Below are 23,272 nucleotides of genomic sequence, written 5' to 3' on the forward strand. Positions count from 1 at the left end.
GTGTGCTCTTCCGATCTCGAGGCGACCATCAAGTTCCTCGAAGGCCGTGCTGCGAAGAAAGTCGTCGTAGTGCCCGGCCGCTTGGTCAATATCGTCGGCTGATCCCACAAAGGAACCCGCTCATGCTTCGCCTTGCCCTTCTCGCTACCGTCGCCCTCCTGTCCGGCTGCGCGTCGCCGGACCGCAACTTCTACGAGGGCATCCGGCAGGAAAACGCCCGGCGCCAGCACGAACCGGGCCGCGACATCAGCCGTGACGCCCCCCCGCCCGGCTACGACGCCTACGAGAAAGAGCGTCAGCGCCTCAAGGAGGAGGCCCGTCAATGAGCCACCAGCACCAGCCCGGGCGCCGCCGCGCCCTCGCCGCCCTTGGCGCCCTGCCGCTACTTGCCGCCGGCTGTGGCTTCCAGCTCCGCGGGCCGCGCCCCCTGCCCTTCGACACCATCTACCTGGGCATGTACGAGTACTCGGAGCTGGCCGCCGCCATCCGGCGGCAGATCCAGGCCGGCAGCACCACCCGGGTCGTGGCCCGGCAGGAGGACGCCGCGGTCCGCCTGGAGGTTCTCGCCGACGCCAAGGAAAAGTCCATCCTGGCCCTCAATACCCAGGGCCGGGTGCGCGAGTACCAACTCCGCCAGCGCTTCAGCTTCAGGCTGGTGGACAAGAATGGCCAGGAGGTCATCGCGCCGAACGAGATCCTGCTGCGCCGCGATCTGGCCTTCGATGACTCCCAGGTACTGGCCAAGGAACAGGAAGAGATCCTGCTCTACCGGGACATGCAGGGCGATCTGGTGCAGCAGCTCATGCGCCGCCTGTCATCTGCGCGTATGCCGGACGCCCCGCCCAAGCCGTGAACCTGCGTCCCGAGCAGCTCACCAGCCAGCTCGACAAGCCCCTCGGCCCGCTCTACGTCCTTCATGGCAACGAGCCGCTGCTGGTTCTCGAAGCGGGCGACGCCATCCGCGCGGCAGCACGCAAGCAGGGCTATGCCGAACGCGAGGTGCTCGTCGCCGGCCAGGGCTTTCGCTGGACCGATCTGCAGTCGGCCGCCGGCAACCTGTCCCTGTTCGGGGCCAGCAAATTGGTGGATCTGCGCATCCCCAACGGCAAACCCGGCCGCGACGGCGGTGAAGCCCTGCAGCGCTACGCCCGTCACCTGGACGAGGGCGTTGTCACCCTGATCACCCTGCCCGAGATGGACTGGGCCACGCGCAAGGCCGCATGGTTCGTCGCCTTGAGCGAAGCAGGCGTGGTCGTCGAACTCAACGCCCCCGAGCGCGAACGCCTGCCCGACTGGCTGGCCCGCCGCCTCGCCGCCCAGCAGCAGAAGGCGTCGCCGGACGCCCTCGCCTTCATCGCCGATCACATCGAAGGCAACCTGCTGGCGGCCCACCAGGAAATCCTCAAGCTCGGCCTGCTCCACCCGCCCGGCGAATTGTCCCTGGAGGCCGTGCGCGACGCCGTGCTCAACGTGGCCCGCTACGACGTGGACAAGCTGCGCAACGCCATGCTGGATGGCGATGCTGCGCGCTGCGCTCGCCTGCTGGAGGGCCTCAAAGGCGAAGGCGAGGCACCACCGCTGGTTCTGTGGGCCGTGGCCAACGAGATCCGCACCCTCGCGCGCCTGCGCACGGGTGTTGACGACGGCCAGCCCCTACAGGGCCTGTTCAAGGCCGAACGGGTCTTCGAGGAACGCCGCAAACAGGCCGTCCAGCGCGCCCTCCAGCGTCTTACCAGCGCCAGCCTGCGCACCGCGATCTTGCACGCCGCAAGAATTGACCGGATGATCAAGGGTCTGACAACGGGTGACGTGTGGGACGAGTTCCTGCAACTGTGCCTGCGCCTCTGCCGCGGCGCGGCGCAGGCCCCGGCGCGGCGCTGAACGCCGCCCACCGATTCGAGAGCACACACGATGGACATCAAGACCTACATGCAAGGCGTCGGCCTCCAGGCCCGCACCGCCTCCCGCGCGGTAGCCGCTGCGACCACCGGCGCCAAGAACACCGCCCTGCTCGCCATGGCCACCGAGATCCGCGCCCGCAAGGCCGAACTCCTCGCTGCCAACCAGCGCGACCTGGAGGACGCCTGCGCCAACGGCCTCGAGCCGTCCATGATTGATCGCCTGACCCTGTCCGAAAAGGGCATCGAGGCCATGGCCCAGGGCCTCGAACAGGTCGCCGCCCTGCCCGATCCGGTGGGTGAGGTCACCGACATGAAACGCCGCCCCTCCGGCATCTCGGTGGGCAAGATGCGCGTACCCCTGGGCGTCATCGGCATCATCTACGAAGCCCGGCCCAACGTTACCGCCGACGCCGCAGCCCTGTGCCTGAAGTCAGGCAACGCGGCCATCCTGCGCGGCGGCAAGGAGGCCCTGCATTCCAACCAGGCCATCGCCGCCTGCGTGCGCGCCGGCCTGGCAGCGGCACAGCTGCCCGAGCATGCCATCCAGGTCATCGAGACCACCGACCGCGCCGCCGTGGGCGAGCTCATCACCATGCCCCAGTTCGTGGACGTGATCGTCCCCCGCGGCGGCAAGGGCCTCATCGAGCGCATTTCCAGCGAGGCCCGGGTACCGGTCATCAAGCACCTGGACGGCAACTGCCACGTTTACGTGGACGAGTTCGCCGATCCGGCCAAGGCCCTGGCCATTGTCGAAAACTCCAAGACCCAGCGCTACGGCACCTGCAACACCACCGAATCCCTGCTGGTGGACGCGGCCGTCGCCAAGGCCCAGCTACCTGCCCTCGGCACCATGCTGGCCGACAAGGGCGTCGAGCTGCGGGCCTGCCCGGCCACCCTGGCCATCCTGCGCGAGGCCGGCGTGGCCGAGAACCGGCTGAAGGTCGCCGTCGAATCCGACTGGACCGAGGAGTTCCTCGCCCCCATCATCGCCATCAAGGTGGTGTCCGGGCTCGACGAAGCCATTGAGCACATCAACACCTGCTCGTCCCAGCACACCGAATCCATCGTCACCGAAAACTACACCCGGGCCATGCGCTTCCTGCGCGAGGTGGATTCCGCCTCGGTGATGATCAACGCCTCCACCCGCTTTGCCGACGGCTTCGAGTACGGTCTGGGCGCCGAGATCGGCATTTCCACCGACAAGATCCACGCCCGCGGCCCGGTGGGTCTGGAAGGCCTGACCAGCCAGAAGTGGATCGTCTTCGGCGAAGGGCACGTGCGCGCCTGAGTCCTTCAAAGTCTCCCCGCCGGGCACGTTCCCGGCTAAGATTCAAACGCCCGTTCGAAATCGCATGCAAAGGCGACGGAACGGGCGTTTGCACATCCACACACAAGGAGACAGCCATGAACCGATTCCTGCGCGGCAGCCTGCTCGCCGCCCTTCTCACCACGCAGCCCGCACTCGCCACCGAACTCGCGGGCACCCATATTGACGATCGCGCCAGCGTGGCCGGCAACGAACTCGTCCTGAACGGGGCAGGCTTGCGCACCCGCTTCATGCTCAAGGTTTACACCATCGGTCTGTACCTGCCCAAACGCAGCGAGAGCGCTGTCAGCGCCATCACCGGAACCGGTGCAAAGCGCATCCAGATCACCACCCTGCGCGACCTCAGTGCCGAAGACTTCGCCAATGCCCTGATTGATGGGGTCCGAAAAAATCATGGTGAGGCGGATCTGGCCAACCTGCAAGGCCGCCTGGATGAGTTCCGCACAACCTTGCTCGGGATACGCGCCGCCCCCAACGGCACCCAGGTCCGCATCGACTGGCTGCCCGCCAGTGGCACGCGGCTTTCCATCGGGAATGAAACGCGCGGCAAGGACATTCCCGGCGAGGACTTCTTTCGCGCCCTCCTGCGTATCTGGATTGGCGACAAACCCGTTGATGAAGACTTGAAGAACGCGCTGCTGGGCAAGCGCTGACGCACTTGCGGCAAGGCTGGCGGCAGGCGCAGAATTGCCCCATGTATTTGCGCCCTGCCACTGCTTCTCCGGCAATGCCGACCACCGGACTTTCCCTCGTCATGCCCGCTCCATTTGGGAAACTGGGCATCCGCGTTTCGGACGAGTTTATCCACGACATCGTATTTCTCCCCGCCGAGCATCCGCTCAGCGGGCCGGACCATGCCCTTGCGGAAATAGCCAGGCGGCAGATCCAGCGCTACCTGACCGATCCCGATGCCCCCTTCGATTTGCCGCTTGCCTTGCGGGGCACCCGATTTCGCCGTCGCATCTGGGCCGCCATCGGCCTTATTCCCCGTGGACGCACCCTCACCTACGGGGAGCTTGCAAGAAATGTGGAAAGCGCTCCCCGTGCAGTCGGCCAGGCCTGTGGCGACAATCCGTTTCCATTGGTCATTCCCTGCCATCGAGTCGTTGCCCGGCACGGCCCCGGCGGTTTCGCCCACGAAAGGGGCGGCCACCTGCTCAGCGCAAAGCACTGGCTATTGCAGCATGAAGACGCCCACCCCTCGGGCAATCAAGCGCCTCTGCCAGGACTCTTTCAAGTTCACGACCACTGAGAGCAATGCACCCGATTGCGGCCTATTCCCCCTCCTGCCACTACTGCCATGTCACGCCCAGACCAGACTGCACCTGAAACCCAGGCCACCCGTTTCCTCCGTCAGCATCACACGGCCTTTTCCACGCATCTATACGCCTATGAAGAGCACGGCGGCACCAAGGTCTCGGCCCGGGAATTGAATGTCCCGGAGCACGCCGTGGTGAAAACCCTGGTGATGGAGGACGAATCCCGCCAAGCCTTGATCATATTGATGCACGGCGACAGAAAGGTATCAACCAAGGAACTCGCCAGGCAGATCGGACGCAAGCACATCAGCCCCTGCGATCCCGCCACAGCCCAGCGCCACACCGGATATCAGGTCGGCGGAACATCGCCCTTCGGGACACGCAAGGCTCTCCCCGTATTCATGGAAAAGAGCATCCTCGATCTGCCACTCATTTACATCAATGGCGGAAAACGAGGATTTCTTGTCGGGGTTCACCCTCATGACATCCTCCAGAACCTTAAGCCAGGCCTGGTGACGGTAGCCCTGGAATGAATTGGAACAAAAAACACTTTCCAAATCTTCGGTCTATAGTGGCAGAATAAATGGCGAAATTAAGGCCGAACCAATCCGGCCGATTTCACGGCATGACCAACACAATCTCTGCCGCCACTACACACCCAAGGAAACAGCGCCATGGAACTCTCCACCCTATCCCTCTCCGAATTGCGGAAACTTCAATCCAAGGTCGAAACTGAAATCCGCCGTCGCTCGGACACGGCCAAGAAGGATTTGCTGAAGCGGATGCAGAAGCTCGCTGCCGAGCACGGCATGAGCCTCAATGAAGTGATTGGACAGGAAACTGCCGAAAAGCCCGCTTCCGCTCCGCGCAAGATTGCAGTCAAGCCCGCCGCAAAAAAGGCGGCCAAACCGGCTTCGGTGATCAAGTTCCGTCACCCGGAAAACACCGCCATCGGCTGGACCGGCCACGGCCGCAAACCCCAATGGGTCATTGACTGGCTGGCTGCCGGCAAGCCCCTGGACGCACTGCGTGCCGACGCTGCCACCGCAGCCTGAGAACGCGCCGCTGCAGGCCTGCCGATTCAGCGAGGCAGACCTGCAGTGGGTGCATGTTCGGGTGGCTCGGCACCATCTCGCCCCCGCTCAATGAATACACCCACCCGCCGGACGTCCTTCATCACACCGATCTTGGCAATGGCGAGCTTCACCCAGGGCGCGCGAAATTCTTCAAAGAGCAATCTGACGATGAATTCGCCGAGCGTTTCAATCAAATTGAACTGACGCTTACCCAGCTCTTCCCGAATGCGCTCAATGACCTTCGCATAGTCAATCGTATCCGCTATATCGTCATGTTCGGCAGCCGCATCGGGCACACCAAAGGTCAGATTCAACTCCAGCGTCTGCTCGGTGACCCGCTCCCGCGGATATATGCCCACTCGGGACTTGACCCGCAGTGCTTCGATAAAAATGAAATCCATCGTCCGTCCCGGCTAAAATCGTGCCCATTCTAGCTCGCGCCACCGTAAAAGCATGCAACTCGCGCTCCTGCTCGCCGCCGCCTATCTGATCGGCTCCATTCCCTTTGCCGTCGTCGTCAGCCGGCTCTTCGGCATGGCAGATCCACGCACTTACGGCTCAGGCAACCCCGGCGCCACCAATGTACTGCGCAGCGGCAACAAACTTGCCGCCATCCTCACCCTCGTTGGCGACGGCCTCAAAGGCTGGCTGGCCGTCTTCCTCGCAGAGCAGATTGCCCCCACGGCAGGCCTCGGCCAGATTGCCGTTCCCGCCGCTGCCCTGGCAGCCTTTCTTGGCCATTTATTTCCAGTGTTCCTCGGCTTTCGTGGCGGCAAGGGCGTTGCGACCGCAGCAGGCGTTCTCTTCGGCGCCAGTGGGTGGCTCGGGCTCGCGACGATGGGCGTCTGGCTCGGCATCGCGTTCGCAACCCGCTACTCATCCCTTGCTGCCCTGTGCGCGGCCCTGGCCGCCCCCGGCATGGCCTTCCTGCTCGGGCTCGCTCCGTACTGGGTGCTGTCATCCAGCATCATGTCGCTGCTGCTGATCTGGCGCCACAAGGACAACATCAAGCGCCTGCTTGCCGGCCAGGAGAGCCGGATCGGCGGCAAGAAAACGGGAGCCTGAGCGGGCCTTTCAGACGGCAGGCGGTCGAGGCGCTGCGATGTCCATCAGGCTCCAGCGCGGCCGCACCGCAAACTTGCCGCCCCCCTCTCCGCCCCGCTCGCCCGCCATGAAACGCAGGGCACCGGCAAACGCAATCATGGCGCCATTGTCGGTGCAGAGTTCCATCTCGGGGTAGAAGACCTTTGCCCTGCGCCGAGCGGCCGCCTCATCAAGGGCTGCACGGAGTGCCAGATTGGCCCCCACCCCACCGGCCACCACCAACTGCCGACGGCCGGTGTGCCGGAGCGCTGCCATGGATTTGGCCACCAGCACCTCCACCGCAGCCGCCTGGAACTCGGCGGCCAGATCGGCCTTGTCCGCCTCGCTGAAGCCTTCCGCGCCGGCCGTCGTCAGCACGGCCGTCTTGAGCCCGCTGAAACTGAAGTCAAAGTCCTTGCTATGCAGCATCGGCCGCGGCAATTTGAAGCGCCCGGGCGTGCCGCTCAGCGCGAGCCGGGCGAGGGCCGGGCCGCCGGGATAGGGCAGGCCGATCAACTTGGCGGTCTTGTCGAAGGCCTCGCCGGCCGCGTCATCCACGGTCTCGCCGAGCAGGGCGTAATCGCCAACCCCGGCAACATGCATCAACTGGGTATGCCCACCCGAGACCAGCAGGGCCACGAAAGGGAATGTCGGCGGGGTCGCCGACAGCAGCGGCGACAGCAGATGCCCTTCCAGATGATGCACCGGCAGGGCGGGCACCCCCAGGGCCACGCCAAGCGCCTCGGCCACGCTCGAGCCGACAAGAAGGGCGCCCGCCAAACCAGGGCCCGCCGTATAGGCGATGCCCTCGATATCGGTCACGGCCAGCCCGGTGGCCTCCAGCACCTCTGCCAGCAGCAAGGGCAGACGGCGGATGTGGTCACGGGAGGCCAACTCGGGCACTACCCCCCCGTAGGCTGCATGGAGGTCGATCTGGGAATGCAGGCGATGCCCGAGCAGGCCCCGCTCCGTATCGTAGATGGCGACCCCCGTCTCATCACAGGAGGATTCAATACCCAGAACGCGCATGGCACTTCCGCAGAAAAATCAGCATTTTACCTTGATGCTGCCAACAAAGCGAAAAGTGGACTTGGTAGACCCGGGCGACTTGGTTATACTCATCGTTTTTCCGTCCAAAGAATTTTCGAGGAAGCACGCAATGCCGGGTATTCGCGTCAAAGAAAACGAGCCGTTTGAAGTTGCCATCCGCCGCTTCAAGCGCACCATTGAAAAAGTGGGCCTGCTGCCTGAGCTTCGCTCCCGCGAGTTCTACGAGAAGCCCACTGCCGAGCGCAAGCGCAAGCTCGCCGCCGCAGTGAAGCGCCATCACAAGCGCCTGCGCAGCCAGACCCTGCCCCCGAAGATGTACTAAGCGACACCCCAGTACACGCTTCCCGACCGCCACGCGATACGCGCTATTTCTGCGCGAGCGCGTGGCGTTTGTGCTTTTCCGTCGCGCCCTGCAAGCCCGACGACGCCAACCCCATCGCCAAGGAACTCCGTCCATGTCACTCAAGGTTCAAATCTCCGACGACATGAAGGCTGCCATGCGCGCCAAGGACAGCGCACGCCTGTCCGCCCTGCGCCTGCTGCTGGCAGCCATCAAACAGCGCGAGGTGGATGACCGGATCGAACTGGACGACGCCGCGGTCGTCGCCGTGGTAGACAAGATGCTCAAGCAACGCCGGGACTCCGTCGCCCAGTACGAGGCCGCCCAGCGCTTCGACCTGGCCAGTGCCGAGCGCTTTGAGATCGATGTACTGACCGCTTACAAGCCCGCCGGCCTGAGCACCGAACAGATCACCACCATCATCGACGCGGCTGCCACCGCCACGGGCGCCAGCACCCCGGCCGACATGGGCAAGCTGATGGCGGCAATCAAGCCCCAGCTCGCCGGCAAGGCCGACATGGCCGAGGTTTCCAGACTGGTCAAATCACGGCTCGGCAACTAGGATTCATGGGGATGGCGCCCCGGCGCGCCGCCCGGACATCATGATTCCGCAATCCTTCATTCAGGATCTTCTCGCCCGCGTCGATATCGTCGAGGTCATCGAACGCTACCTGCCGCTCAAGAAGAGCGGGGCAAACTATTTTGCCTGCTGCCCATTTCACGGCGAGAAGTCCGCATCGTTCTCGGTGAGCCCCACCAAGCAGTTCTATCACTGCTTCGGCTGCGGGGTGCACGGCAGCGCGATCAGCTTCCTGATGGAATACAACGGCCTCGGCTTCATCGATGCCGTGAAGGAGCTCGCCGGTACGGTGGGCATGGAAGTCCCGGAAGACGACTTCACCCCCAGTCATGACCGGGCCAAGGAGCAATCCCTGACCGAAGTCATGGCCCAGGCGGCCCGCTTCTACAAGGAACAGCTCAAGCGCAGCCCGGTGGCCATCGACTATCTCAAGGGGCGCGGCCTGACCGGCGAGATCGCCGCCCGCTATGGCCTCGGCTACGCCCCGGAAGGTTGGCAGGCCCTGCAGGCCGCCTTTTCCGATTACAGCGCCGCCCAGCTGCTCGAATGCGGCCTGGTGCTCGAAAACGAACAGAACCGCCGCTACGACCGCTTTCGTGACCGCATCATGTTCCCCATCCAGGACCAGCGCGGCAACGTCATCGGTTTTGGCGGCCGGGTGCTGGGCAAGGGCGAGCCCAAATACCTGAACTCACCCGAGACACCGATCTTCGAGAAGGGCCGCGAACTCTACGGCCTGGTCCAGGCACGCCAGGCGGTGCGTGAGCAGGAATGCGTGCTCGTCGTCGAAGGCTACATGGATGTGGTTGGCCTGGCCCAGTTCGGGGTAGGCAATGCGGTCGCGACTCTCGGCACGGCCGCCACCCCCCACCACATCCAGAAGCTCCTGCGTCTCACCGACCGGATTGTGTTCTGCTTTGACGGTGACGCCGCCGGCCGCCGCGCCGCCGGCCGTGCCCTGGAAGTGAGCCTCGAACATCTGGCCGACAACAAGGCACTCAGCTTCCTCTTCTTGCCCGAAGAGCACGACCCGGACAGTTTCATCCGTGCCGAAGGCCCCGACGCCTTCCGCACCGCCATGACCCGCGCCCAGCCCCTGGCCGACTTCCTGCTGGCCGAACTCCGCAAGGACATCGACCTGGGCACGGCCGAAGGCTGCGCCAAGCTGATCCACGAAGCCAAGCCGCTGGTGACGCGAATCGGCGCTCCGCTGCTGCGCCTGCAGGTCATCAAGATGCTGGCGGAAGCCGCCGGCTTCACCCAGGCGGAAGTCGAGCAGGCCTTCGGCCTGAAACCCGCCAGCGCGCCCCGGCGCTTCGATCCGCCAGCCTCGGAAGGCGACTTCGCCGGATCCGATGGGCGCTTTCGCGGACGTCGCAATTTCGGCCGGGATCTCCCCCGTCTCGCGCCTCGCCAGGCGCCGTCAAACCCGGTCGAGACCCTGCTCAAGCTCGTGATCCAGCACCCCGTATGGACGGCCCGCCTGCCCATCGACCTGCTCCCCCACGACACACCGGAGGGCCTGGCGCTGATTGCCATGACCGACGCCATGAGTGTTGGCGAACTGCCCACCCACGGGGTCGGAGCCCTGCTCGAGCATTACCGTGACACTCCCCACGCGCCGGTGCTTGCGAGAATTTCCGGCCAACTGGCCGATGCCCCCCTTGACGAAGCAATGCTGGAACCCCAGTTCAACGACACGCTCTACAAACTTGAGTCTGTGCTGGTGGAGAAGGAAATCACAGCCCTGAATACCCGAGCCCGTGAAAGCGGGCTTGAACCCACAGCACGCCGAAGACTTGCAGAACTGTTGTCGCTAAAAGAGAAGCTCAAAACCCGAGCCAAAGCATCGGATTCGTAATATAATTTTCGGTTTCGCGAAATTCGCCTACCGAGACTTGGTGTGCGTAGCAATACGAAGCGACCCGGCGAACACGCCGGAACAAGTCACACACCAACAACTCGGACGACCAATCGAGGACAGTCATGACCACGGAAAAGCCCAAACAACCGCGCAAAGCGCCTGCCAAGCCGCGAGCAGCGAAGGTCAAGGACAAACTCGCCCCGATGATCGCCGAGGCACCCTCGGCGGAAGAGGCGGAAGTTCGCCGCACCCGGCTCAAGACCCTGATCGCCCTCGGCAAGGAGCGCGGCTACCTCACCTACGCCGAGATCAACGACCACCTGCCCGACGACCTCGTGGACGCCGAGCAGATCGAGTCCATCATCACCACCTTCAACGACATGGGTATCCAGGTCTTCGACGTGGCGCCGGCCGCTGAAGACCTCCTCATGTCCGAAGTCGCCCCCACCGTGGTGGATGACGAACAGGCCGAAGCCGAAGCCGAACAGACGCTCTCTGCCGTCGACTCGGAATTCGGCCGCACCACCGATCCGGTGCGCATGTACATGCGCGAAATGGGTACGGTCGAACTCCTCACCCGCGAAGGCGAAATCGAAATCGCCAAACGCATCGAGGAGGGCCTGAAGCACATGATCCAGGCGATCTCCGCCTGCCCGACGACCATTGCGGAGATCCTCGACGCCGCCGACCGGATCGGTCGCGACGAGATGCGCATCGACGAACTCATCGACGGCCTGATCGACCCGAATGCGATTGAAGCCATTGAAGAGCTTGCCGAAAGCGACGACCTTGAAGTAGACGAAGCCGACGAAGCCGACGAAGAGGAAGACGATGGCGGCGCCGGCGCCCAGTCGGCCTCCCTGATCAAGCTCAAGGCCGACGCGCTGGAACGCTTCACCACCCTGCGTGGCCTCTACGACAAGATGGCCGTCGCCCTCCAGAAGAAGGGCTACCAGGACAAGACCTACATGAAGCTCCAGGAGCAGGTCTCCAACGAGCTCATGAACATCCGCTTCACTGCACGCACCACAGAACGCCTGTGCGACGCCGTGCGCCACATGGTGGATCAGGCCCGCAGCCACGAACGCAAGATCCTGAGCCTGTGCGTCGACAAGGCCGGCATGCCGCGGCAGCACTTCATCAAGAGTTTCCCGGGCAACGAAACCAACCTGGACTGGCTGAAGGCCGAAATCTCCGCCGGCCCGGGCAATGCACCGGTGATGATCCGCATGCAGCCGGCCATTCTCGAAGAGCAGCAGAAGCTCATTGACCTCCAGGCCCGCATCGGCATCCCCCTGAAGGAACTCAAGGACATCAACAAACAGATGTCCACCGGCGAAGCCAAGGCCCGCCGCGCCAAGCGCGAGATGACCGAGGCCAACCTGCGCCTGGTGATCTCCATTGCCAAGAAATACACCAACCGCGGCCTGCAGTTCCTCGACCTGATCCAGGAAGGCAACATCGGCCTGATGAAGGCCGTGGACAAGTTTGAATATCGCCGTGGCTACAAATTCTCCACCTACGCCACCTGGTGGATCCGTCAGGCCATCACCCGTTCCATCGCCGATCAGGCCCGCACCATCCGCATCCCGGTGCACATGATCGAGACGATCAACAAGATGAACCGGATCTCCCGCCAGATCCTGCAGGAGACCGGCAACGAGCCCGATCCTGCCACCTTGGCCGAGAAGATGGAAATGCCCGAGGAGAAGATCCGCAAGATCCTCAAGATCTCCAAGGAACCCATCTCCATGGAGACCCCGATCGGCGATGACGACGATTCGCACCTGGGTGATTTCATCGAGGACAACGCCACCCTGGCCCCGGCCGAGGCAGCCCTGTATTCCAGCCTGCGCGACGCCACCAAGGAAGTCCTCGACTCCCTCACGCCGCGGGAAGCCAAGGTTCTGCGCATGCGCTTCGGTATCGAAATGAACACCGACCACACGCTGGAAGAAGTCGGCAAGCAGTTCGACGTCACCCGCGAGCGCATCCGCCAGATCGAAGCCAAGGCGCTGCGCAAGCTGCGCCACCCCAGCCGTTCCGAGCGGCTGCGCAGCTTCCTCGACAACGAGGCCTGACCTCACGGGCCGTCCCACCATGGCGGGGCGGCCCGCTGCGTTCCCCTTTCGGGCCCATAGCTCAGTTGGTTAGAGCAGGCGACTCATAATCGCTTGGTCGCGGGTTCAAGTCCTGCTGGGCCCACCAGCAACATCAAGCACTTAGGCCAACCTTCCGGGGTTGGCCTTGTGCTTTTCGGGAGCCAGGGAAGGACAGGGGAAGGATTCCAGAAAATCCGTGCAAGATCCCGCCGCATAGGCCGCCCCCGGCGAGGCATGCGTTCTTGGCGCAGGCAATGACTATCTGCCACGGAAGGTGTGCCGCCATTCACTGATCTCCCGGGTGCTTGTGATGGATCATGAGGAAGTAGCATTGCCCAACACTTCACCCCAGTTGCCACTCGAACACACAGATGCCCATCGCAGCTCGCCTTATCACCGCCCTTCTCCTCCTGATCTCGATTCAAGGCTGTGCCGCGCCGCGTGGCTCCTGGAAGAAAGACGGTGTTTCCGCCGACGCAACCCAAACATCTCTATCCGAGTGCAAGTATCAGATTGGCCTGAACAAGATCCCTGCTGAGCAACAGCAAACCCTGGTCAACCAGTGTATGCAGGGCAAGGGTTACCGCTGGCGATAGGCGGCTCACTTTGCCCAGGCTGGCGGCAGCTCGTCCCAAGTCGTCGTCCACGCAGGGGACAGCTTCTCCCGCCTCATCCGCCAGTCACCACCGAAGCCGGTGGCCAGCGGCCGAACGCTCCCCCCCACCGCTCGTTGATCTGATCCATAGCAGCGATGAGCGCAGCAGCTCGCGCCACTCGCTCCCGAATCTGCCGGCCGATCTCGAGAGGCGGAGCGGTCAGCCCCTCCAGGCTCAGGAAGCTCTCGTCGATGCTGTAGATCTCTATGGCTGGTGTGAAGTCCGCCAGGACACGCGCCACCCGGCTGCTCATGTCCGCATACAGCGCATAGTTGTTGGAGAAGGCCAGGATGCCACGGGCTCGCGCCAGTTCCTGAAGCTGAAACCAGCGGGCGCCCAACTGCGGTGTAGTTTCTAAAATAGCCTCAGGCCGCTCAACTAATTGTCGACGACCTCCTTTAGCGCAACCGGTGAAAACCCCTCTGAAGCGAGGGCGCTGATCGGTTCGTCCTCAAAGAAGACCCTAACCATGACCTTTTCCCCACTCTTCCAGTCGGGCTGTTTCAAGACCCACTTACGCACAAACTCTGCAACCGTCTGCCGCGCAGCATCACGCTGAAGCGCAATGTACCTAGGAGCGATCGCATGCTCCGCAAGTGCGGGTGAAATCGTGCGATGAAGCGTTTCTAGCTCTTCCTTTTCGTGAAACGCAGCCAGCGGCCCTTTCGCCTCCGCCTTCAACTTGGCCGTATCGATGCCAACAGGCAACGACGGCTTTACCGCAGGCGCCACGACAGCGACAGTATTGCCGCGCCGCAGGAACTTCCACTCCTTGGCAAGTTGGATCTGATATCGAAAGACGACCGGCACGGTGATTTCGCTGTGGGTCTTGACCGTTTCCAGCCCGGCGAGCGTGTGGATCACTCCTCTCGAAAAAGTCTCATTTGCCTTGATCGAGCTGACTTCGAGAAGTCCACCTTCAGTCCGCATAACAATTGGTTGCTCGCGTTCGACGACGGTCACGACAGGTCTAGGCTCATTCTCAACCTTGTGCAGCTTGTAGTAGAGGAATGCGTTTCCTCCCGCCGCAATCAACAGCGCGGCGGTCAATACGGTTGTCTTTATGCTCATCTGAATATTCGTTGGTTTGTCATTGAGCATCTCGCAATCCACGCAACAAACGCACGCCAGCGTCACAGCCCCCTGGAAAGATCTTCCTCGCGCCCCGCCGGAATGTCAAAGAACTACGTCACCAGGCCGATGTGCTACGCATCACCACCTCGGATCATTCGCCGCCGCGCCGTCCAGCTTCGCGCACGCCCAGCGCCTGATCTGCAGCAACGCCTCCGCCCAACTCCGGGGCGTCAGCGTCCGCCACGCTGCCTCCGGCTGCGGCCAGATCCGCCGCCTCTGCCGCGCTCCGCCTAGCATCGTCAGCCTGGTCCGCTACATCTCGTGCCTCCAGCCAGATAGCTACCAGAAGCGCGATAGCGATCATTCGAAACAACGGACGGAGAACCTGTTCCAATTCGTTGAGCTTCTCAAGCATGCGCCTCATGTCTCGTCCCCTCTCAGAGAACGGAAAAGCCGCTTGCGCGGGCGATGTTGCGCTGGACTTCGACGCTGACGAACGCATCGAACCTGCCGGCAGTCAATGGTGCTACGCCCACTCGATAAACCACTTGGGTGAAACGCCGCAGCCGGGTAGGAAACGGGATCTGCAGGAGCACCGCGCCGACAATAACGCTGGCTACCGGGAACACAGCGCCGGCAATGACATCGGTGAAATTCACCCCGTCCGCCGAGTCCTGCAGGACGGCCCGCACCGTCGCCGAGCCGCCCGAGGCGGTCGTGTTACAGATGACGCTGAGAAACACGTCCTCCGCCCCGAGACCGATGTCGGATGTCGGATGTCGGGATGCTGCCCGCGTCAAAGATGTTGGTGGATGCCGTGTCACCAGCCAGGAGGACCGCTTGGGCCCGGCTGTAGATCAGATTCACGTCGCGGATTGTCATTTCGTCACCAGTTGCTGTAACGGATCGGGCCTGACGGCCGCGTCCGGGGTTTCATCGAATGAGGCTTCTTGGCCGAAGGCCCGGCGGCACGCGATCAGCGTGTCACCCTCGCGGAGTGCGTCCTCAAGCGCCATTCCTTGGCTCTCAAGATGCAAAGCAAGGCGCGCCCTTGACTGCGCCCCACCCTGGGTAAGGGGCGGGACCCATTGTTCTTCGGTCATTTCAGCTTCCCTTGAATGCGTGCCTGCCGAGCCAGGCGGGCCACCATGAGCACAGTGTCGGGGTGGTCGCCCAAGCCCTTGGCGTCGAGGATCTTGGCGCGGCGCGAGTCTTGCGCGATGAAGGCCCGGGCGTCCCGGAAGGCCTGGGCGGCGCCGGTGCCATAGGTCTGATTCAGGCGGGTGACGGCCTGCTCGCGCCAGGCGATACGCTCGGCCTCGGTCGGCTCCGCGGTGATCCGCCGGGCGATCCCCTGCAGGGCGCGCACGTCGTCGTGCGACATCGCCACGTCGGCTGCCATCTAGCGCAGCTCCGAGATGGCGGCGCGCTGCACCGGCTCGGGGATGGCCTGCGCGGCTTCATCACCCGCCCACATGTCATCGGGCAGTACGGCCGAGTAGGTCCCCTGGGGTGAGTACATCTGGCGGGCGCCATCGGCTTCCCGCATGGCCTTGATGTTCTCGGGCACCTCGACGGCCGGCACCTCTTCCGGCTGGCCGTAGAACGCTTGCTGGGCTCGCCCCTCCTGCGTTCTCTCGGCCTGGGGCTGCGGTGCAGGCTCGCTGCGGGGGTTGGGCGTCTCAGGCGCTCGAGATTGCGGCGCGGGGTCAGTGGGAGCATCGTAGAGCGCGGAGAGCGCCGAGGCCTGAGGAGCCGCTTGCGCCTCGCTGACCCCGGCCGCTACGGACGACGGAGCGTCGTAGAGCGTGCTCAGGTTGGTCATTGCAGCAGACCCCGCTGACGGGCGATCTCCCGCACGCGGGCGCGAAGAACATCGCCAGAGCTGTCTGCAGCCACGGCCACCAGTTCGGGCTGGCCGGCCGCATGCCGGATGTAGTTGAAGTTCATGCAGAGGTGGCTGTTGATCCCATGGAGCGCGTCGTCGATTTCAGCGGCGAGCGGGTTGAGGGCGGCATCCACCATTGCGGCGGCACCTCCATGGCACTCATGCAGCCGGCGACCATCGAGGGTGAGCTTGAAAAAGCCTCCGGCTTCTTCCGCGATGGAACGCCCCAGATCCCGCCAAGCGCCCATGGCCGCCTTGAAATCGGCCAGAACAGAATCAATACGCTCGGCGGCCTCCCGGCGCTCAGCCAAGAGGGTTTCGAGCGTAGTCATGTGTTCGATGGCCTTGGCGCGGGCGGCCTCTTGCGCCTCCGCGTTGTCGGCCTCGGCCGCTGCAACGCGCGCCTTGCGCAACATGTCGAGGTCAGCATTCAGCGCGGCAACCTGCTGGGCAGCCTCTCGAGCTGCCTTCAGCGCATCAGGATTGCTCGGAGCGCGGGCCAGCTCGACACCGGCGGCGTGGTCCTTCTTCACTGCATCGGCAATCGCCCGCTCGGCAAGGGCGATTTCATGCTCAAGTTGCTCTAGGTGAGCGCTGAGCTTGAGGGGGGGATTCATGGGCGCGGACTCCAGTTGAAGGGTGCGGTGGGACGACAGCCAGGTCTGAAACTCGGCCTCATCAACGCGGACAGCACCGGATGGAAGGCGAATAGCCGGGATCTCATTGCGGCCAACCATGCGGGCGGCCGTGGTTCGATGGATTCCGAGGCGCTTGGCCACCTCGGATAGGGTTAGCTTGGTCATGTGCAGGCACTCCGTTTGCAACACCTGCACAGTACAGAGCGCGAGAAGCGGCACGCGCACCCCCTCCAGAACGACAAACCCGGCGCTCGGCCGGGTTCTCTTATCGCTCCACCGTCGAATATCTGGCAGGCGTCTGACATCGCCGATCTCCACGGCAGATGTAGGCAACCGTCGATCTCGGCATCTCGCAGGCCCTGGCGATCTGCGTGTAACTCAGCCCCTGATCGCGCAGCGGCGCTCCAGTGAGTCGGGCGCCCCTAACTGGGAGGCCTCGATCAATGCGCGGCGGATGGCTTCGGGGAGCCTTCCAGCCAGCTCTATCGGCGCCATCACTTCGCCCCCTCGATCTGGCGGCGATACGCCCGGATAAGCCGATCCCGGAGCTTTGAAGGCTTCATTGCCTCCAGGCGGGCGAGGCGATCAGCAGGGGCCTCACGAGCCTCATCCTGCCGAGAGCTACGGAGGCGCTCAGCGATTGACATGGCTGGCGAGGCTTCCACAGACAGCCGGCGCACACGCTTATGCAAGGACTGGACGGACATTTCAGGACTCCTTTCTGGCCGCACATGCGGCCCTGACTGCTGCCTTGAAGCGGTGCCAACCGCCATGGATGTTTAGCTGCTCGGCGAGCGTCGTGCCGGACTTGCGGAGAAGGGCGTCAATTCGGGCATCCCACCCCGCCACCGTGAGTACAGGCCGCGGCCTGCGCTTCTCGAGCGACGCAATCCGATTCTTCGTTGCCTTCATGGACGATCCTCCAGCGCCTGGATGCGCAATTCAAGTTCCTGGGTTTCGATGGCCTTGCGGCGGTTCTCGACGATCCCGGATAGGGTCGCGGCTTCGCCCGGGGTCAGATCGCCAGCGGCAACGGCCTGAAGGATGGCGGCCTGTGCGTCCGCCACTCCTGCCGGGCTCTCTGTGCTGGGCAGTCCAGGCAGCTCTACGGCGCGCTCCCGGGCGTTCGGCACCAGCTTGTCGAGCACGAGGCGCGCCGCGGTGAGGTCGCCGTCCTTGGCCTGCTTGATGACGACCTCGGCAATGTTCTTGATGCCGCCCTCGAACAGCTCCAAGGCCAAGCGCGTGGTCTTGTTGATAGCGCCCTTCGGCTTTCCGCGGGGGTTGCCTGACTCGCCTGGCTTCCAGGCTGCGGGCGGGATTCGCTTGTTGGTCATGAGTGATTCCCTTCTGATTTTTCAGTGGCTTCGTATCGATTTGGCGCCGTCCATCACGCCTCAAACCCTTTCCGCTGGGCGGGCTTTTCCGGCCGAGCGGCAACCGGACAAGGGCCGTGGTAATCGGTGAAGCGCATGCGCGGACCATCCAGGGCCAGCAGGCATTCACCGGTGGGGCCGTTGCGGTTCTTGCGGATCAAGAGCTGGGCGAGCCCTTCCCATTCCGGCGCCTCGCGGTGCATGGATTCGCGGTGGAGCATCGCGACAATGTCCGCGTCCTGCTCGATCTCGCCGGAGTCGCGCAGGTCGGCCAGGGTGGGCTTCCTGTCCAGTCGCCCCTCGCTGGCACGGTTGAGCTGGGCCAGGGCGACCACTGGTACCTGCAGTTGCTTGGCCAGGGCCTTCAGCCCACGGGAGATGCTGCCGACCTCCTGCGCCCTGTTGTCGCCCGTGCCCCGCATCAAGCCCAGGTAGTCGATCACCACCAGACCCAGCCCGTGCGTGCGCTGGATGCTGCGAGCCTTCGCACGGACATAGGCGACACTCACCGCCGGGGTGTCGTCGATGAAGAGCTTCCAGGAGGCAGAGGAGGCGACCGCGGTATTCATCCGGTCCCAGTCGTTCCGCTCGCTGGTGCCGGCACGCATCGCCTGGACCGTCACACCGGAGCGTGCGGCCAGGATGCGAGCGGCGATCTCGCGGCGGGTCATTTCCAAGGTGACGAACAACACCGGTGAGCCGCCAGTCGCGACATGGGCAGCGATGTTGCAGCCAACAACCGTCTTGCCCACAGAGGGCCTTGCAGCAACGATCACAAGCTGCCCGGGCTCAAGGCCTCCGGTCATTCCGTCGAAGCCACCAAAGCCCGTAGAAAGGCCTGCAATGCGCCCTCCCCGCTCCATCCGTTCCTGCACGTCACCGAGCACATCGCAGAGCACATCCTGCAGGCGTGCAGGTTCGGTATCGGAATGATCGACCAGGGCCTGCATGCTGGCCTCGGCTTGCGCAGCGATGTCCGCAGGCGAGCGGCCGGCGGGCATGGAGCAGGCGGCCAGAATGTCGGCGGCCGTCTGCTGCAGGCCCCGCAGGGTGGCCCGCTCCCGGATCGTGCCGGCGTAGCTGCGGGCGTTCGCCGCAAGGAATCCGCCGTTGCCCAGCTCCCCCAAGTAGCCCAAGCCGCCGGCGCGGTCTGCCTCGCCCCTGGCTTCCAGGGCATCGAGGACGGTGAGCAGATCCACCGCCTTGCCCGCGTCATGCAGTGCCTTGGCGGTGGCGAAGATCGTCTGATGGTCGGCCCGGTAGAAGTCCGCAGCGGTCACTGTGCCCTCGATGCGGTCGAGCACTCGCGCCCCATCAACCAGGACGGCGCCAAGCAGGCCCTGTTCCGCTTCGAGGGAGTGGGGCGGCAGGTTGCGAAGGTCGGGAGCGTTCATCAGATGCATCCCCGGAACATTGCTTCCTGCTGAGTCGGTGCCTCGGGTGTGATCGCCGCCTGCCCGTTCTCGTACTTGCCTTCGAGGATTTTCACGAAGTTCGAAGGTGTGACGATCCACTCCAGGTCGATCTCAAACGGACGGCGCCCCGGCGTTGAGGTCTTGCCCGTCAGAAAGTCGGACTTGGCGATGTAGTCAAAGAACTTGACCCACCAATCGAGGCTCTGGCGCTCCGCTTCCTCCTTCCACCTGGCGCGGAGTTTTGCCTTTCTGGTGTCAGTCCAGGACCGGACACGGCGACCACTCGGCAGAGCCTGGTGATACAGATCAATGATCGACTGATGCGGGCAAGGGTCGGCAGCTTTGCTGCAGACAGGGGGCTTGTCCCCTACCTTGGTCTGTTCACTGGTCTGTTCTATGGTCTGTTCTTTGCCCGTTCCCGATTCCGGTACCCGCAAGCGTGTACCCGATTCCGGTACCCCTCCCGTACCTGATTTCGGAACCGTTCCGTTATCCGGAACCGTTCCGGTTTTGGGTACCGTTTCCACGTCAATCAAGTCGGGCACCGTGATGGCGTAACGGGTCGATTTCGAGTAGCCGCCTTTGCCGTCTTTGCGCAGCCAGCCCAAGCGCTCGAGGTCGGTAGTTGCCGTCGAAACGTGGCACACGCTCATGCCGCAGCGTTCAGCGATCTGCGCACGCGAAGGCCATACGATGTCCGTATTCTTGTTTCGGAACGAGAAGAGCACGCCAAGGACGCGCATCTGCTTGAGCGTCAGGCGCTTGTCTGCCCAGACCTCAACCGGAACTATTGAAAAGATCGCCATGGCCATAGCTACAGGCCCGCCTTCCTGGCTGCGCGACGGCATGCCCGTGCGTACTCGGCCGGGGTCAGGCCTACTCGCTGGAACCCCGCCTTCAAGGCCTCATAGCGTTGAGCAGCCTGGTCCCCCGACCGCCCTCTCTTCGCGGTCTTCTGCTTAATGGGCGGCTTCATTCGAGCCCCTCTCCGCCAGGAAGCCTGGCGCGGGCCAGGCAGGGATACCGAGGCTATAGCGCGCCACGTTGCGGCGGATCCGACCACGAAACTCGACTTGCGAGAGGAGTGTAGTTTGAACGTGGAAGCCCAAGGCGCGCAGCTCATGCACGCGGGCGGCAGCCTCGGGAATCGCAAGCTCTGCGGTCAGGCGGAAAGACAGAACGCTGCCCTCTTTGCGCCGAAGCTCAAGCACTTCAGCGCATTGCCCAGTGACAGCGGGAGGCCTATGATTACGGGTGAAATCGTCTTTGGGGCTGCTCTCGTTGGAGCGGCCCTTTTTATTGTCGGTCATGGCACCCCCTGTTAGCTGGAGGAGCCGGAGGTCAGACGTTCAACGGAATCCGCAGGCCAGAGCAGGCGCCCGTTTGGGAGCTTGATCGGCTTGATGCCGTTGAAATGACCATTGCGCCAGACCGCCGTGCGGATGCTGGCGGACTGGTAACCGATGCTTTTAGCAAAGGTCGAGGTGGGGAAGTGCTTGGTTTGCATGTGAATCGCTCCATGTGCTGAATGGGACGATTCGCAATCTATGCTCCGATATGAGTGTTTCCGATAGGTGCGCGGCTTAGCGAGTGTTAGCGAGCACTGGCGCGCTTACGCGCGCGCATCTCGCGATCCCCGAAATTCTTGCGAGTGAGGAATTGGACGCCTTTCTCGGTTTGATACTTGATGCCTTCGCCCTCCGCATACCCGATCAAGGGGCCTGGACGATTCGGAGATTCGGCCATTTTTACCAACTCCGCCCAGACACTGGACGGATCCTCTGCATTCAATGCAGAGGAGCGTGCTTTGGTGATCACGGAAGTAAGTGGATTGCTTCGGGCCGTCGGGACTGCGTCCACGGGCGCCGATTGATACGGCTCGTTGGCGAGGATCTCCTCTGCCTTCGAGAGGGCCTGCGCCCCATCATCGGCGCGAGCGGGTCTCTCGGCGGCCGGCGTTGCCACCATCCCAACATCGCCGTGCTCTACCTCTTCCGGTGAAAGCTTGACGCCTGCAATGCTGGGTTGCTCCACCACTGGCTGCGGAAACTCAGGGGGCAACGTCCAGCCGCAACGATGTGCCAGACGAGCAACGTCCCTCAACGTTACCAGCGCACAATGCGGCCGGTCTCCTTTTCCTAACCCGTTGCCGATGGCGATCCGCATCCGAAGCTCAAATTCAGGATCTGCGTCACCCAGGTAGTACTTCGGCTCAATGCCGCAAGACAAAGTGATCGCTTGCCACAACTCCACAGCTGGCAAATTTGCCCACAGACGCCACTGCGGCCCCTGCTTAGCTGGTGTCGGCTGATACCACTCGTCGGCGACATTACGAGCGCTCGTGAGCAAGGTGCCGGCTGTCGGCGTCTTTGACGGAGGAATCCTGATTGCCAATCTGCGCTCCTTCAAGCGCCCTTCAATGGGGCGCCGCGCCAGGCGGGTGAAGGTGTCCCGCTTTTCGGTTGGCCGACCTAGGCGCGGCGATGGTGCTCGGTCAGGCCGTCAGGGCCTCGATGACGGCGGCATGGTTGTGCTGAATGACGTTCAGCAGCACCAGCGCTGGGCCATGCGGGGCACGGTCGCCCCTCTCCCAGTGGCGAAGGGTTGCAGTGGAAAAGCCGAAGCGTGCGGCAAACTGCTCCTGGCTCATGCCTACCTTGGTGCGCAGTGCTTTCACGTCGACCGGGCATGGGCGATGGACGCGAGTCGCCGGGGCACGACCCTCGGCGTGTTCAATGGCTTCCAACAGTCCGCGTTTGATGCTCTCGAATGCGGTGCTCATGTTTGTTCTCCTTTCCAGGCCTGGACGAGTAGCATGGTCAGGCGGCCACCATCTCCGGCACATGCTGTTCGTCGGCATGACGAAATCCCCTCTTCGATCAAGCGGCAAGCCGCCAGCCCTCCGCCGTCTCCTCAAAGGTCAGCTTGGGCGCATCCTCCCGGTCGGCGTCGGCCAGACGTTCGACAATCTCCAGTACGGACGGATTGCCGGAAACCTTCTCAAGATAGAACGCACGAATGAAGCGGTCAGCAATGCGCGGCACCCTCCCCCGCTTCTCCCAGCCGGCGACGCTCTGCGCCTCGTAGCCCCACCAGTGGGCGAGCTTTGCCTGGGACAGCCCCAGTTCCTTGCGCAGGAACCGAAACTCGGCCCCCGTCAGTTGCGCCCGCTCCTTGACCAGCTTCATGCCGATCACGCGATGCAGGCCTTCGACATCCTCGATGGACACACCCTTGCCATAGGGCGTGTCTTCCTCCCTGAAGCCGTTGGAGAGCCAGACATTCGTCAGCCCACCTTCCGTGTAGTGGTACATCAGTCACTCCCAAAAACCGTTATCACAAACACCCGCTTGCCGGGCTCGTCGTTCATGTCAATGGCACCCGCCACCAATATTTCCTGCCCACAGCTGGAGCCGCGAACCGTCAGCTTCCAGTTGCCATGAATGTCGACTGTTGCCGGCTCTGCCACCCGCCCCTTGCGCAGCACATCAAGCACCTGGGCCAACGTGATTTGCCGCTGCCGCATTCGCTGCTTGGCGTGGGTAAGGAGCACGACTCGGGCCGAGTCGGCGGCAATCTCCCGCAGAAGGCGAAGGGCGTTGGTGTCGTTCAGCCGAAAGGGTACAGGATTCGTCATTACCTA

At 63.4% G+C, this 23,272-nt stretch carries 35 protein-coding genes and 1 tRNA gene; 15 read left to right on the top strand and 21 right to left on the bottom strand.

Annotated elements, in window-relative coordinates; translation table 11 throughout:
• Positions 1-122: 122 nt before the first annotated feature.
• From J0L98_RS11130 to J0L98_RS11165, 8 genes are all read left to right on the top strand, one after another.
• Complete coding sequence (locus tag J0L98_RS11130; protein ID WP_296411863.1) at positions 123-326, top strand: hypothetical protein; 204 nt, start codon at positions 123-125, stop codon at positions 324-326.
• Positions 323-853 carry an LPS assembly lipoprotein LptE gene (gene lptE, locus J0L98_RS11135; RefSeq protein WP_296411864.1) on the top strand — a complete coding sequence of 177 codons (531 nt, stop codon included), beginning with the start codon at positions 323-325 and terminating at the stop codon, positions 851-853. Before J0L98_RS11130 ends, lptE begins: the two co-directional genes overlap by 4 nt.
• Entirely contained in the window at positions 850-1,881 is a 1,032-nt protein-coding gene (gene holA / locus J0L98_RS11140) for a DNA polymerase III subunit delta (protein ID WP_296411865.1), read from the top strand. The genes lptE and holA overlap by 4 nt, the downstream gene beginning before the upstream one ends.
• Positions 1,882-1,911: 30 nt before the next feature.
• Positions 1,912-3,189 (top strand): glutamate-5-semialdehyde dehydrogenase, encoded by a 1,278-nt coding sequence (locus tag J0L98_RS11145; RefSeq protein WP_296411866.1) that lies wholly within the window; start codon positions 1,912-1,914, stop codon positions 3,187-3,189.
• A 116-nt stretch (positions 3,190-3,305) separates the two neighbouring features.
• On the top strand, positions 3,306-3,881 hold the full coding sequence (locus tag J0L98_RS11150; protein WP_296411867.1) for a chalcone isomerase family protein: 576 nt from the start codon (positions 3,306-3,308) through the stop codon (positions 3,879-3,881).
• 74 nt (positions 3,882-3,955) lie between these two features.
• Positions 3,956-4,480, top strand: a complete 525-nt coding sequence (locus tag J0L98_RS11155; RefSeq protein WP_296411868.1) for a methylated-DNA--[protein]-cysteine S-methyltransferase — start codon at positions 3,956-3,958, stop codon at positions 4,478-4,480.
• A gap of 48 nt (positions 4,481-4,528) precedes the next feature.
• Complete coding sequence (gene ybaK / locus J0L98_RS11160) at positions 4,529-5,020, top strand: Cys-tRNA(Pro) deacylase (protein ID WP_296411869.1); 492 nt, start codon at positions 4,529-4,531, stop codon at positions 5,018-5,020.
• Positions 5,021-5,161: 141 nt separating this feature from the next.
• On the top strand, positions 5,162-5,542 hold the full coding sequence (locus J0L98_RS11165) for an H-NS histone family protein (protein WP_296411870.1): 381 nt from the start codon (positions 5,162-5,164) through the stop codon (positions 5,540-5,542).
• A 26-nt stretch (positions 5,543-5,568) separates the two neighbouring features.
• Here J0L98_RS11165 and J0L98_RS11170 read toward each other — a convergent pair whose 3' ends face one another.
• On the bottom strand, positions 5,569-5,964 hold the full coding sequence (locus J0L98_RS11170; protein ID WP_296405939.1) for a dihydroneopterin aldolase: 396 nt from the start codon (positions 5,962-5,964) through the stop codon (positions 5,569-5,571).
• A 52-nt stretch (positions 5,965-6,016) separates the two neighbouring features.
• Here J0L98_RS11170 and plsY point away from each other — a divergent pair, with 52 nt between their 5' ends.
• A complete protein-coding gene (plsY, locus tag J0L98_RS11175; RefSeq protein WP_296411871.1) occupies positions 6,017-6,628 on the top strand; it encodes a glycerol-3-phosphate 1-O-acyltransferase PlsY in 612 nt (203 codons plus the stop codon).
• A 9-nt stretch (positions 6,629-6,637) separates the two neighbouring features.
• Here plsY and tsaD read toward each other — a convergent pair whose 3' ends face one another.
• A complete protein-coding gene (tsaD, locus tag J0L98_RS11180) occupies positions 6,638-7,675 on the bottom strand; it encodes a tRNA (adenosine(37)-N6)-threonylcarbamoyltransferase complex transferase subunit TsaD (RefSeq protein WP_296411872.1) in 1,038 nt (345 codons plus the stop codon).
• 130 nt (positions 7,676-7,805) lie between these two features.
• On the opposite strand from tsaD, the gene rpsU reads away from it, so the two are divergent.
• The 6 genes from rpsU (at position 7,806) to J0L98_RS11210 (ending at position 13,178) form a co-directional block, all read left to right on the top strand.
• A complete protein-coding gene (gene rpsU / locus J0L98_RS11185) occupies positions 7,806-8,018 on the top strand; it encodes a 30S ribosomal protein S21 (RefSeq protein ID WP_079432811.1) in 213 nt (70 codons plus the stop codon).
• Positions 8,019-8,151: 133 nt separating this feature from the next.
• Complete coding sequence (locus tag J0L98_RS11190; RefSeq protein WP_296411873.1) at positions 8,152-8,598, top strand: GatB/YqeY domain-containing protein; 447 nt, start codon at positions 8,152-8,154, stop codon at positions 8,596-8,598.
• A gap of 40 nt (positions 8,599-8,638) precedes the next feature.
• Positions 8,639-10,477 carry a DNA primase gene (gene dnaG / locus J0L98_RS11195; protein WP_296411874.1) on the top strand — a complete coding sequence of 613 codons (1,839 nt, stop codon included), beginning with the start codon at positions 8,639-8,641 and terminating at the stop codon, positions 10,475-10,477.
• A 125-nt stretch (positions 10,478-10,602) separates the two neighbouring features.
• Positions 10,603-12,561, top strand: coding sequence for an RNA polymerase sigma factor RpoD (gene rpoD / locus J0L98_RS11200; protein ID WP_296411875.1), 1,959 nt, complete (start codon positions 10,603-10,605; stop codon positions 12,559-12,561).
• A 50-nt stretch (positions 12,562-12,611) separates the two neighbouring features.
• Positions 12,612-12,688, top strand: a tRNA-Ile gene (locus tag J0L98_RS11205).
• Between the two features lie 265 nt (positions 12,689-12,953).
• Entirely contained in the window at positions 12,954-13,178 is a 225-nt protein-coding gene (locus J0L98_RS11210; RefSeq protein ID WP_296411876.1) for a hypothetical protein, read from the top strand.
• A 5-nt stretch (positions 13,179-13,183) separates the two neighbouring features.
• Here the strand turns inward: J0L98_RS11210 and J0L98_RS21600 are convergent, their stop codons facing one another.
• The 19 genes from J0L98_RS21600 to J0L98_RS11300 all read right to left on the bottom strand — a co-directional run bounded on the left by J0L98_RS21600 (position 13,184) and on the right by J0L98_RS11300 (position 23,266).
• Positions 13,184-13,255: a DUF4113 domain-containing protein gene (locus J0L98_RS21600; RefSeq protein WP_365954655.1), complete on the bottom strand. Its 72-nt coding sequence runs from the start codon at positions 13,253-13,255 to the stop codon at positions 13,184-13,186.
• On the bottom strand, positions 13,252-13,578 hold the full coding sequence (locus J0L98_RS11215; RefSeq protein WP_296411877.1) for a hypothetical protein: 327 nt from the start codon (positions 13,576-13,578) through the stop codon (positions 13,252-13,254). Before J0L98_RS11215 ends, J0L98_RS21600 begins: the two co-directional genes overlap by 4 nt.
• 38 nt (positions 13,579-13,616) lie before the next feature.
• The gene (locus J0L98_RS11220) at positions 13,617-14,339 is read right to left on the bottom strand and encodes a hypothetical protein (RefSeq protein WP_296411878.1); all 723 of its coding nucleotides are present in this window, start codon (positions 14,337-14,339) and stop codon (positions 13,617-13,619) included.
• Positions 14,340-14,463: 124 nt separating this feature from the next.
• Positions 14,464-14,727, bottom strand: coding sequence for a hypothetical protein (locus J0L98_RS11225; protein ID WP_296411879.1), 264 nt, complete (start codon positions 14,725-14,727; stop codon positions 14,464-14,466).
• A gap of 22 nt (positions 14,728-14,749) precedes the next feature.
• A complete protein-coding gene (locus J0L98_RS11230; protein WP_365954644.1) occupies positions 14,750-15,136 on the bottom strand; it encodes a Bbp16 family capsid cement protein in 387 nt (128 codons plus the stop codon).
• Between the two features lie 54 nt (positions 15,137-15,190).
• A complete protein-coding gene (locus J0L98_RS11235; protein WP_296411881.1) occupies positions 15,191-15,415 on the bottom strand; it encodes a hypothetical protein in 225 nt (74 codons plus the stop codon).
• Positions 15,412-15,714 carry a hypothetical protein gene (locus tag J0L98_RS11240; protein ID WP_296411882.1) on the bottom strand — a complete coding sequence of 101 codons (303 nt, stop codon included), beginning with the start codon at positions 15,712-15,714 and terminating at the stop codon, positions 15,412-15,414. The genes J0L98_RS11235 and J0L98_RS11240 overlap by 4 nt, the downstream gene beginning before the upstream one ends.
• Positions 15,715-16,137 carry a hypothetical protein gene (locus J0L98_RS11245; protein ID WP_296411883.1) on the bottom strand — a complete coding sequence of 141 codons (423 nt, stop codon included), beginning with the start codon at positions 16,135-16,137 and terminating at the stop codon, positions 15,715-15,717.
• Positions 16,134-17,156: a helix-turn-helix domain-containing protein gene (locus J0L98_RS11250; RefSeq protein ID WP_296411884.1), complete on the bottom strand. Its 1,023-nt coding sequence runs from the start codon at positions 17,154-17,156 to the stop codon at positions 16,134-16,136. The genes J0L98_RS11245 and J0L98_RS11250 overlap by 4 nt, the downstream gene beginning before the upstream one ends.
• A gap of 390 nt (positions 17,157-17,546) precedes the next feature.
• Complete coding sequence (locus J0L98_RS11255) at positions 17,547-17,750, bottom strand: hypothetical protein (RefSeq protein ID WP_296411885.1); 204 nt, start codon at positions 17,748-17,750, stop codon at positions 17,547-17,549.
• Positions 17,747-18,175, bottom strand: coding sequence for a DUF5681 domain-containing protein (locus J0L98_RS11260; RefSeq protein WP_296411886.1), 429 nt, complete (start codon positions 18,173-18,175; stop codon positions 17,747-17,749). The genes J0L98_RS11255 and J0L98_RS11260 overlap by 4 nt, the downstream gene beginning before the upstream one ends.
• Before the next feature lie 53 nt (positions 18,176-18,228).
• Entirely contained in the window at positions 18,229-19,608 is a 1,380-nt protein-coding gene (gene dnaB / locus J0L98_RS11265) for a replicative DNA helicase (protein WP_296411887.1), read from the bottom strand.
• The gene (locus J0L98_RS11270; RefSeq protein WP_296411888.1) at positions 19,608-20,435 is read right to left on the bottom strand and encodes a helix-turn-helix domain-containing protein; all 828 of its coding nucleotides are present in this window, start codon (positions 20,433-20,435) and stop codon (positions 19,608-19,610) included. The genes dnaB and J0L98_RS11270 overlap by 1 nt, the downstream gene beginning before the upstream one ends.
• A gap of 153 nt (positions 20,436-20,588) precedes the next feature.
• Complete coding sequence (locus J0L98_RS11275) at positions 20,589-20,939, bottom strand: helix-turn-helix domain-containing protein (RefSeq protein ID WP_296411889.1); 351 nt, start codon at positions 20,937-20,939, stop codon at positions 20,589-20,591.
• Positions 20,940-20,950: 11 nt separating this feature from the next.
• Positions 20,951-21,136 (bottom strand): DNA-binding protein, encoded by a 186-nt coding sequence (locus J0L98_RS11280; protein ID WP_296411890.1) that lies wholly within the window; start codon positions 21,134-21,136, stop codon positions 20,951-20,953.
• Between the two features lie 86 nt (positions 21,137-21,222).
• A complete protein-coding gene (locus J0L98_RS11285) occupies positions 21,223-22,023 on the bottom strand; it encodes a hypothetical protein (RefSeq protein WP_296411891.1) in 801 nt (266 codons plus the stop codon).
• A gap of 100 nt (positions 22,024-22,123) precedes the next feature.
• On the bottom strand, positions 22,124-22,411 hold the full coding sequence (locus J0L98_RS11290; RefSeq protein ID WP_296411892.1) for a helix-turn-helix domain-containing protein: 288 nt from the start codon (positions 22,409-22,411) through the stop codon (positions 22,124-22,126).
• A 97-nt stretch (positions 22,412-22,508) separates the two neighbouring features.
• The gene (locus tag J0L98_RS11295) at positions 22,509-22,943 is read right to left on the bottom strand and encodes a hypothetical protein (protein WP_296411893.1); all 435 of its coding nucleotides are present in this window, start codon (positions 22,941-22,943) and stop codon (positions 22,509-22,511) included.
• A complete protein-coding gene (locus J0L98_RS11300; protein ID WP_296411894.1) occupies positions 22,943-23,266 on the bottom strand; it encodes a DUF4258 domain-containing protein in 324 nt (107 codons plus the stop codon). Before J0L98_RS11300 ends, J0L98_RS11295 begins: the two co-directional genes overlap by 1 nt.
• Positions 23,267-23,272: the final 6 nt, after the last annotated feature.

This window comes from Zoogloea sp. (assembly GCF_017302315.1).
Lineage (GTDB): Bacteria > Pseudomonadota > Gammaproteobacteria > Burkholderiales > Rhodocyclaceae > Zoogloea.

Bases quoted from the DNA above. Each gene is read 5' to 3' on its own strand.
- dnaG (WP_296411874.1), top strand. From the start codon at position 8,639: ATGATTCCGCAATCCTTCATTCAGGATCTTCTCGCCCGCGTCGATATC.
- ybaK (WP_296411869.1), top strand. From the start codon at position 4,529: ATGTCACGCCCAGACCAGACTGCACCTGAAACCCAGGCCACCCGTTTC.
- J0L98_RS11270 (WP_296411888.1), bottom strand. From the start codon at position 20,435: ATGGCGATCTTTTCAATAGTTCCGGTTGAGGTCTGGGCAGACAAGCGC.
- J0L98_RS11145 (WP_296411866.1), top strand. From the start codon at position 1,912: ATGGACATCAAGACCTACATGCAAGGCGTCGGCCTCCAGGCCCGCACC.
- dnaB (WP_296411887.1), bottom strand. From the start codon at position 19,608: ATGAACGCTCCCGACCTTCGCAACCTGCCGCCCCACTCCCTCGAAGCG.
- J0L98_RS11245 (WP_296411883.1), bottom strand. From the start codon at position 16,137: ATGACCAACCTGAGCACGCTCTACGACGCTCCGTCGTCCGTAGCGGCC.
- J0L98_RS11150 (WP_296411867.1), top strand. From the start codon at position 3,306: ATGAACCGATTCCTGCGCGGCAGCCTGCTCGCCGCCCTTCTCACCACG.
- J0L98_RS11280 (WP_296411890.1), bottom strand. From the start codon at position 21,136: ATGCAAACCAAGCACTTCCCCACCTCGACCTTTGCTAAAAGCATCGGT.
- J0L98_RS11255 (WP_296411885.1), bottom strand. From the start codon at position 17,750: ATGAAGGCAACGAAGAATCGGATTGCGTCGCTCGAGAAGCGCAGGCCG.
- J0L98_RS11165 (WP_296411870.1), top strand. From the start codon at position 5,162: ATGGAACTCTCCACCCTATCCCTCTCCGAATTGCGGAAACTTCAATCC.
- J0L98_RS11155 (WP_296411868.1), top strand. From the start codon at position 3,956: ATGCCGACCACCGGACTTTCCCTCGTCATGCCCGCTCCATTTGGGAAA.
- J0L98_RS11240 (WP_296411882.1), bottom strand. From the start codon at position 15,714: ATGGCAGCCGACGTGGCGATGTCGCACGACGACGTGCGCGCCCTGCAG.
- rpoD (WP_296411875.1), top strand. From the start codon at position 10,603: ATGACCACGGAAAAGCCCAAACAACCGCGCAAAGCGCCTGCCAAGCCG.
- J0L98_RS11225 (WP_296411879.1), bottom strand. From the start codon at position 14,727: ATGCTTGAGAAGCTCAACGAATTGGAACAGGTTCTCCGTCCGTTGTTT.
- J0L98_RS11295 (WP_296411893.1), bottom strand. From the start codon at position 22,943: ATGTACCACTACACGGAAGGTGGGCTGACGAATGTCTGGCTCTCCAAC.
- J0L98_RS11275 (WP_296411889.1), bottom strand. From the start codon at position 20,939: ATGACCGACAATAAAAAGGGCCGCTCCAACGAGAGCAGCCCCAAAGAC.
- lptE (WP_296411864.1), top strand. From the start codon at position 323: ATGAGCCACCAGCACCAGCCCGGGCGCCGCCGCGCCCTCGCCGCCCTT.
- tsaD (WP_296411872.1), bottom strand. From the start codon at position 7,675: ATGCGCGTTCTGGGTATTGAATCCTCCTGTGATGAGACGGGGGTCGCC.
- rpsU (WP_079432811.1), top strand. From the start codon at position 7,806: ATGCCGGGTATTCGCGTCAAAGAAAACGAGCCGTTTGAAGTTGCCATC.
- J0L98_RS11170 (WP_296405939.1), bottom strand. From the start codon at position 5,964: ATGGATTTCATTTTTATCGAAGCACTGCGGGTCAAGTCCCGAGTGGGC.
- J0L98_RS11190 (WP_296411873.1), top strand. From the start codon at position 8,152: ATGTCACTCAAGGTTCAAATCTCCGACGACATGAAGGCTGCCATGCGC.
- J0L98_RS11290 (WP_296411892.1), bottom strand. From the start codon at position 22,411: ATGAGCACCGCATTCGAGAGCATCAAACGCGGACTGTTGGAAGCCATT.
- plsY (WP_296411871.1), top strand. From the start codon at position 6,017: ATGCAACTCGCGCTCCTGCTCGCCGCCGCCTATCTGATCGGCTCCATT.
- J0L98_RS11220 (WP_296411878.1), bottom strand. From the start codon at position 14,339: ATGCTCAATGACAAACCAACGAATATTCAGATGAGCATAAAGACAACC.
- J0L98_RS11130 (WP_296411863.1), top strand. From the start codon at position 123: ATGCTTCGCCTTGCCCTTCTCGCTACCGTCGCCCTCCTGTCCGGCTGC.
- J0L98_RS11260 (WP_296411886.1), bottom strand. From the start codon at position 18,175: ATGACCAACAAGCGAATCCCGCCCGCAGCCTGGAAGCCAGGCGAGTCA.
- J0L98_RS11235 (WP_296411881.1), bottom strand. From the start codon at position 15,415: ATGACCGAAGAACAATGGGTCCCGCCCCTTACCCAGGGTGGGGCGCAG.
- J0L98_RS11210 (WP_296411876.1), top strand. From the start codon at position 12,954: ATGCCCATCGCAGCTCGCCTTATCACCGCCCTTCTCCTCCTGATCTCG.
- J0L98_RS11300 (WP_296411894.1), bottom strand. From the start codon at position 23,266: ATGACGAATCCTGTACCCTTTCGGCTGAACGACACCAACGCCCTTCGC.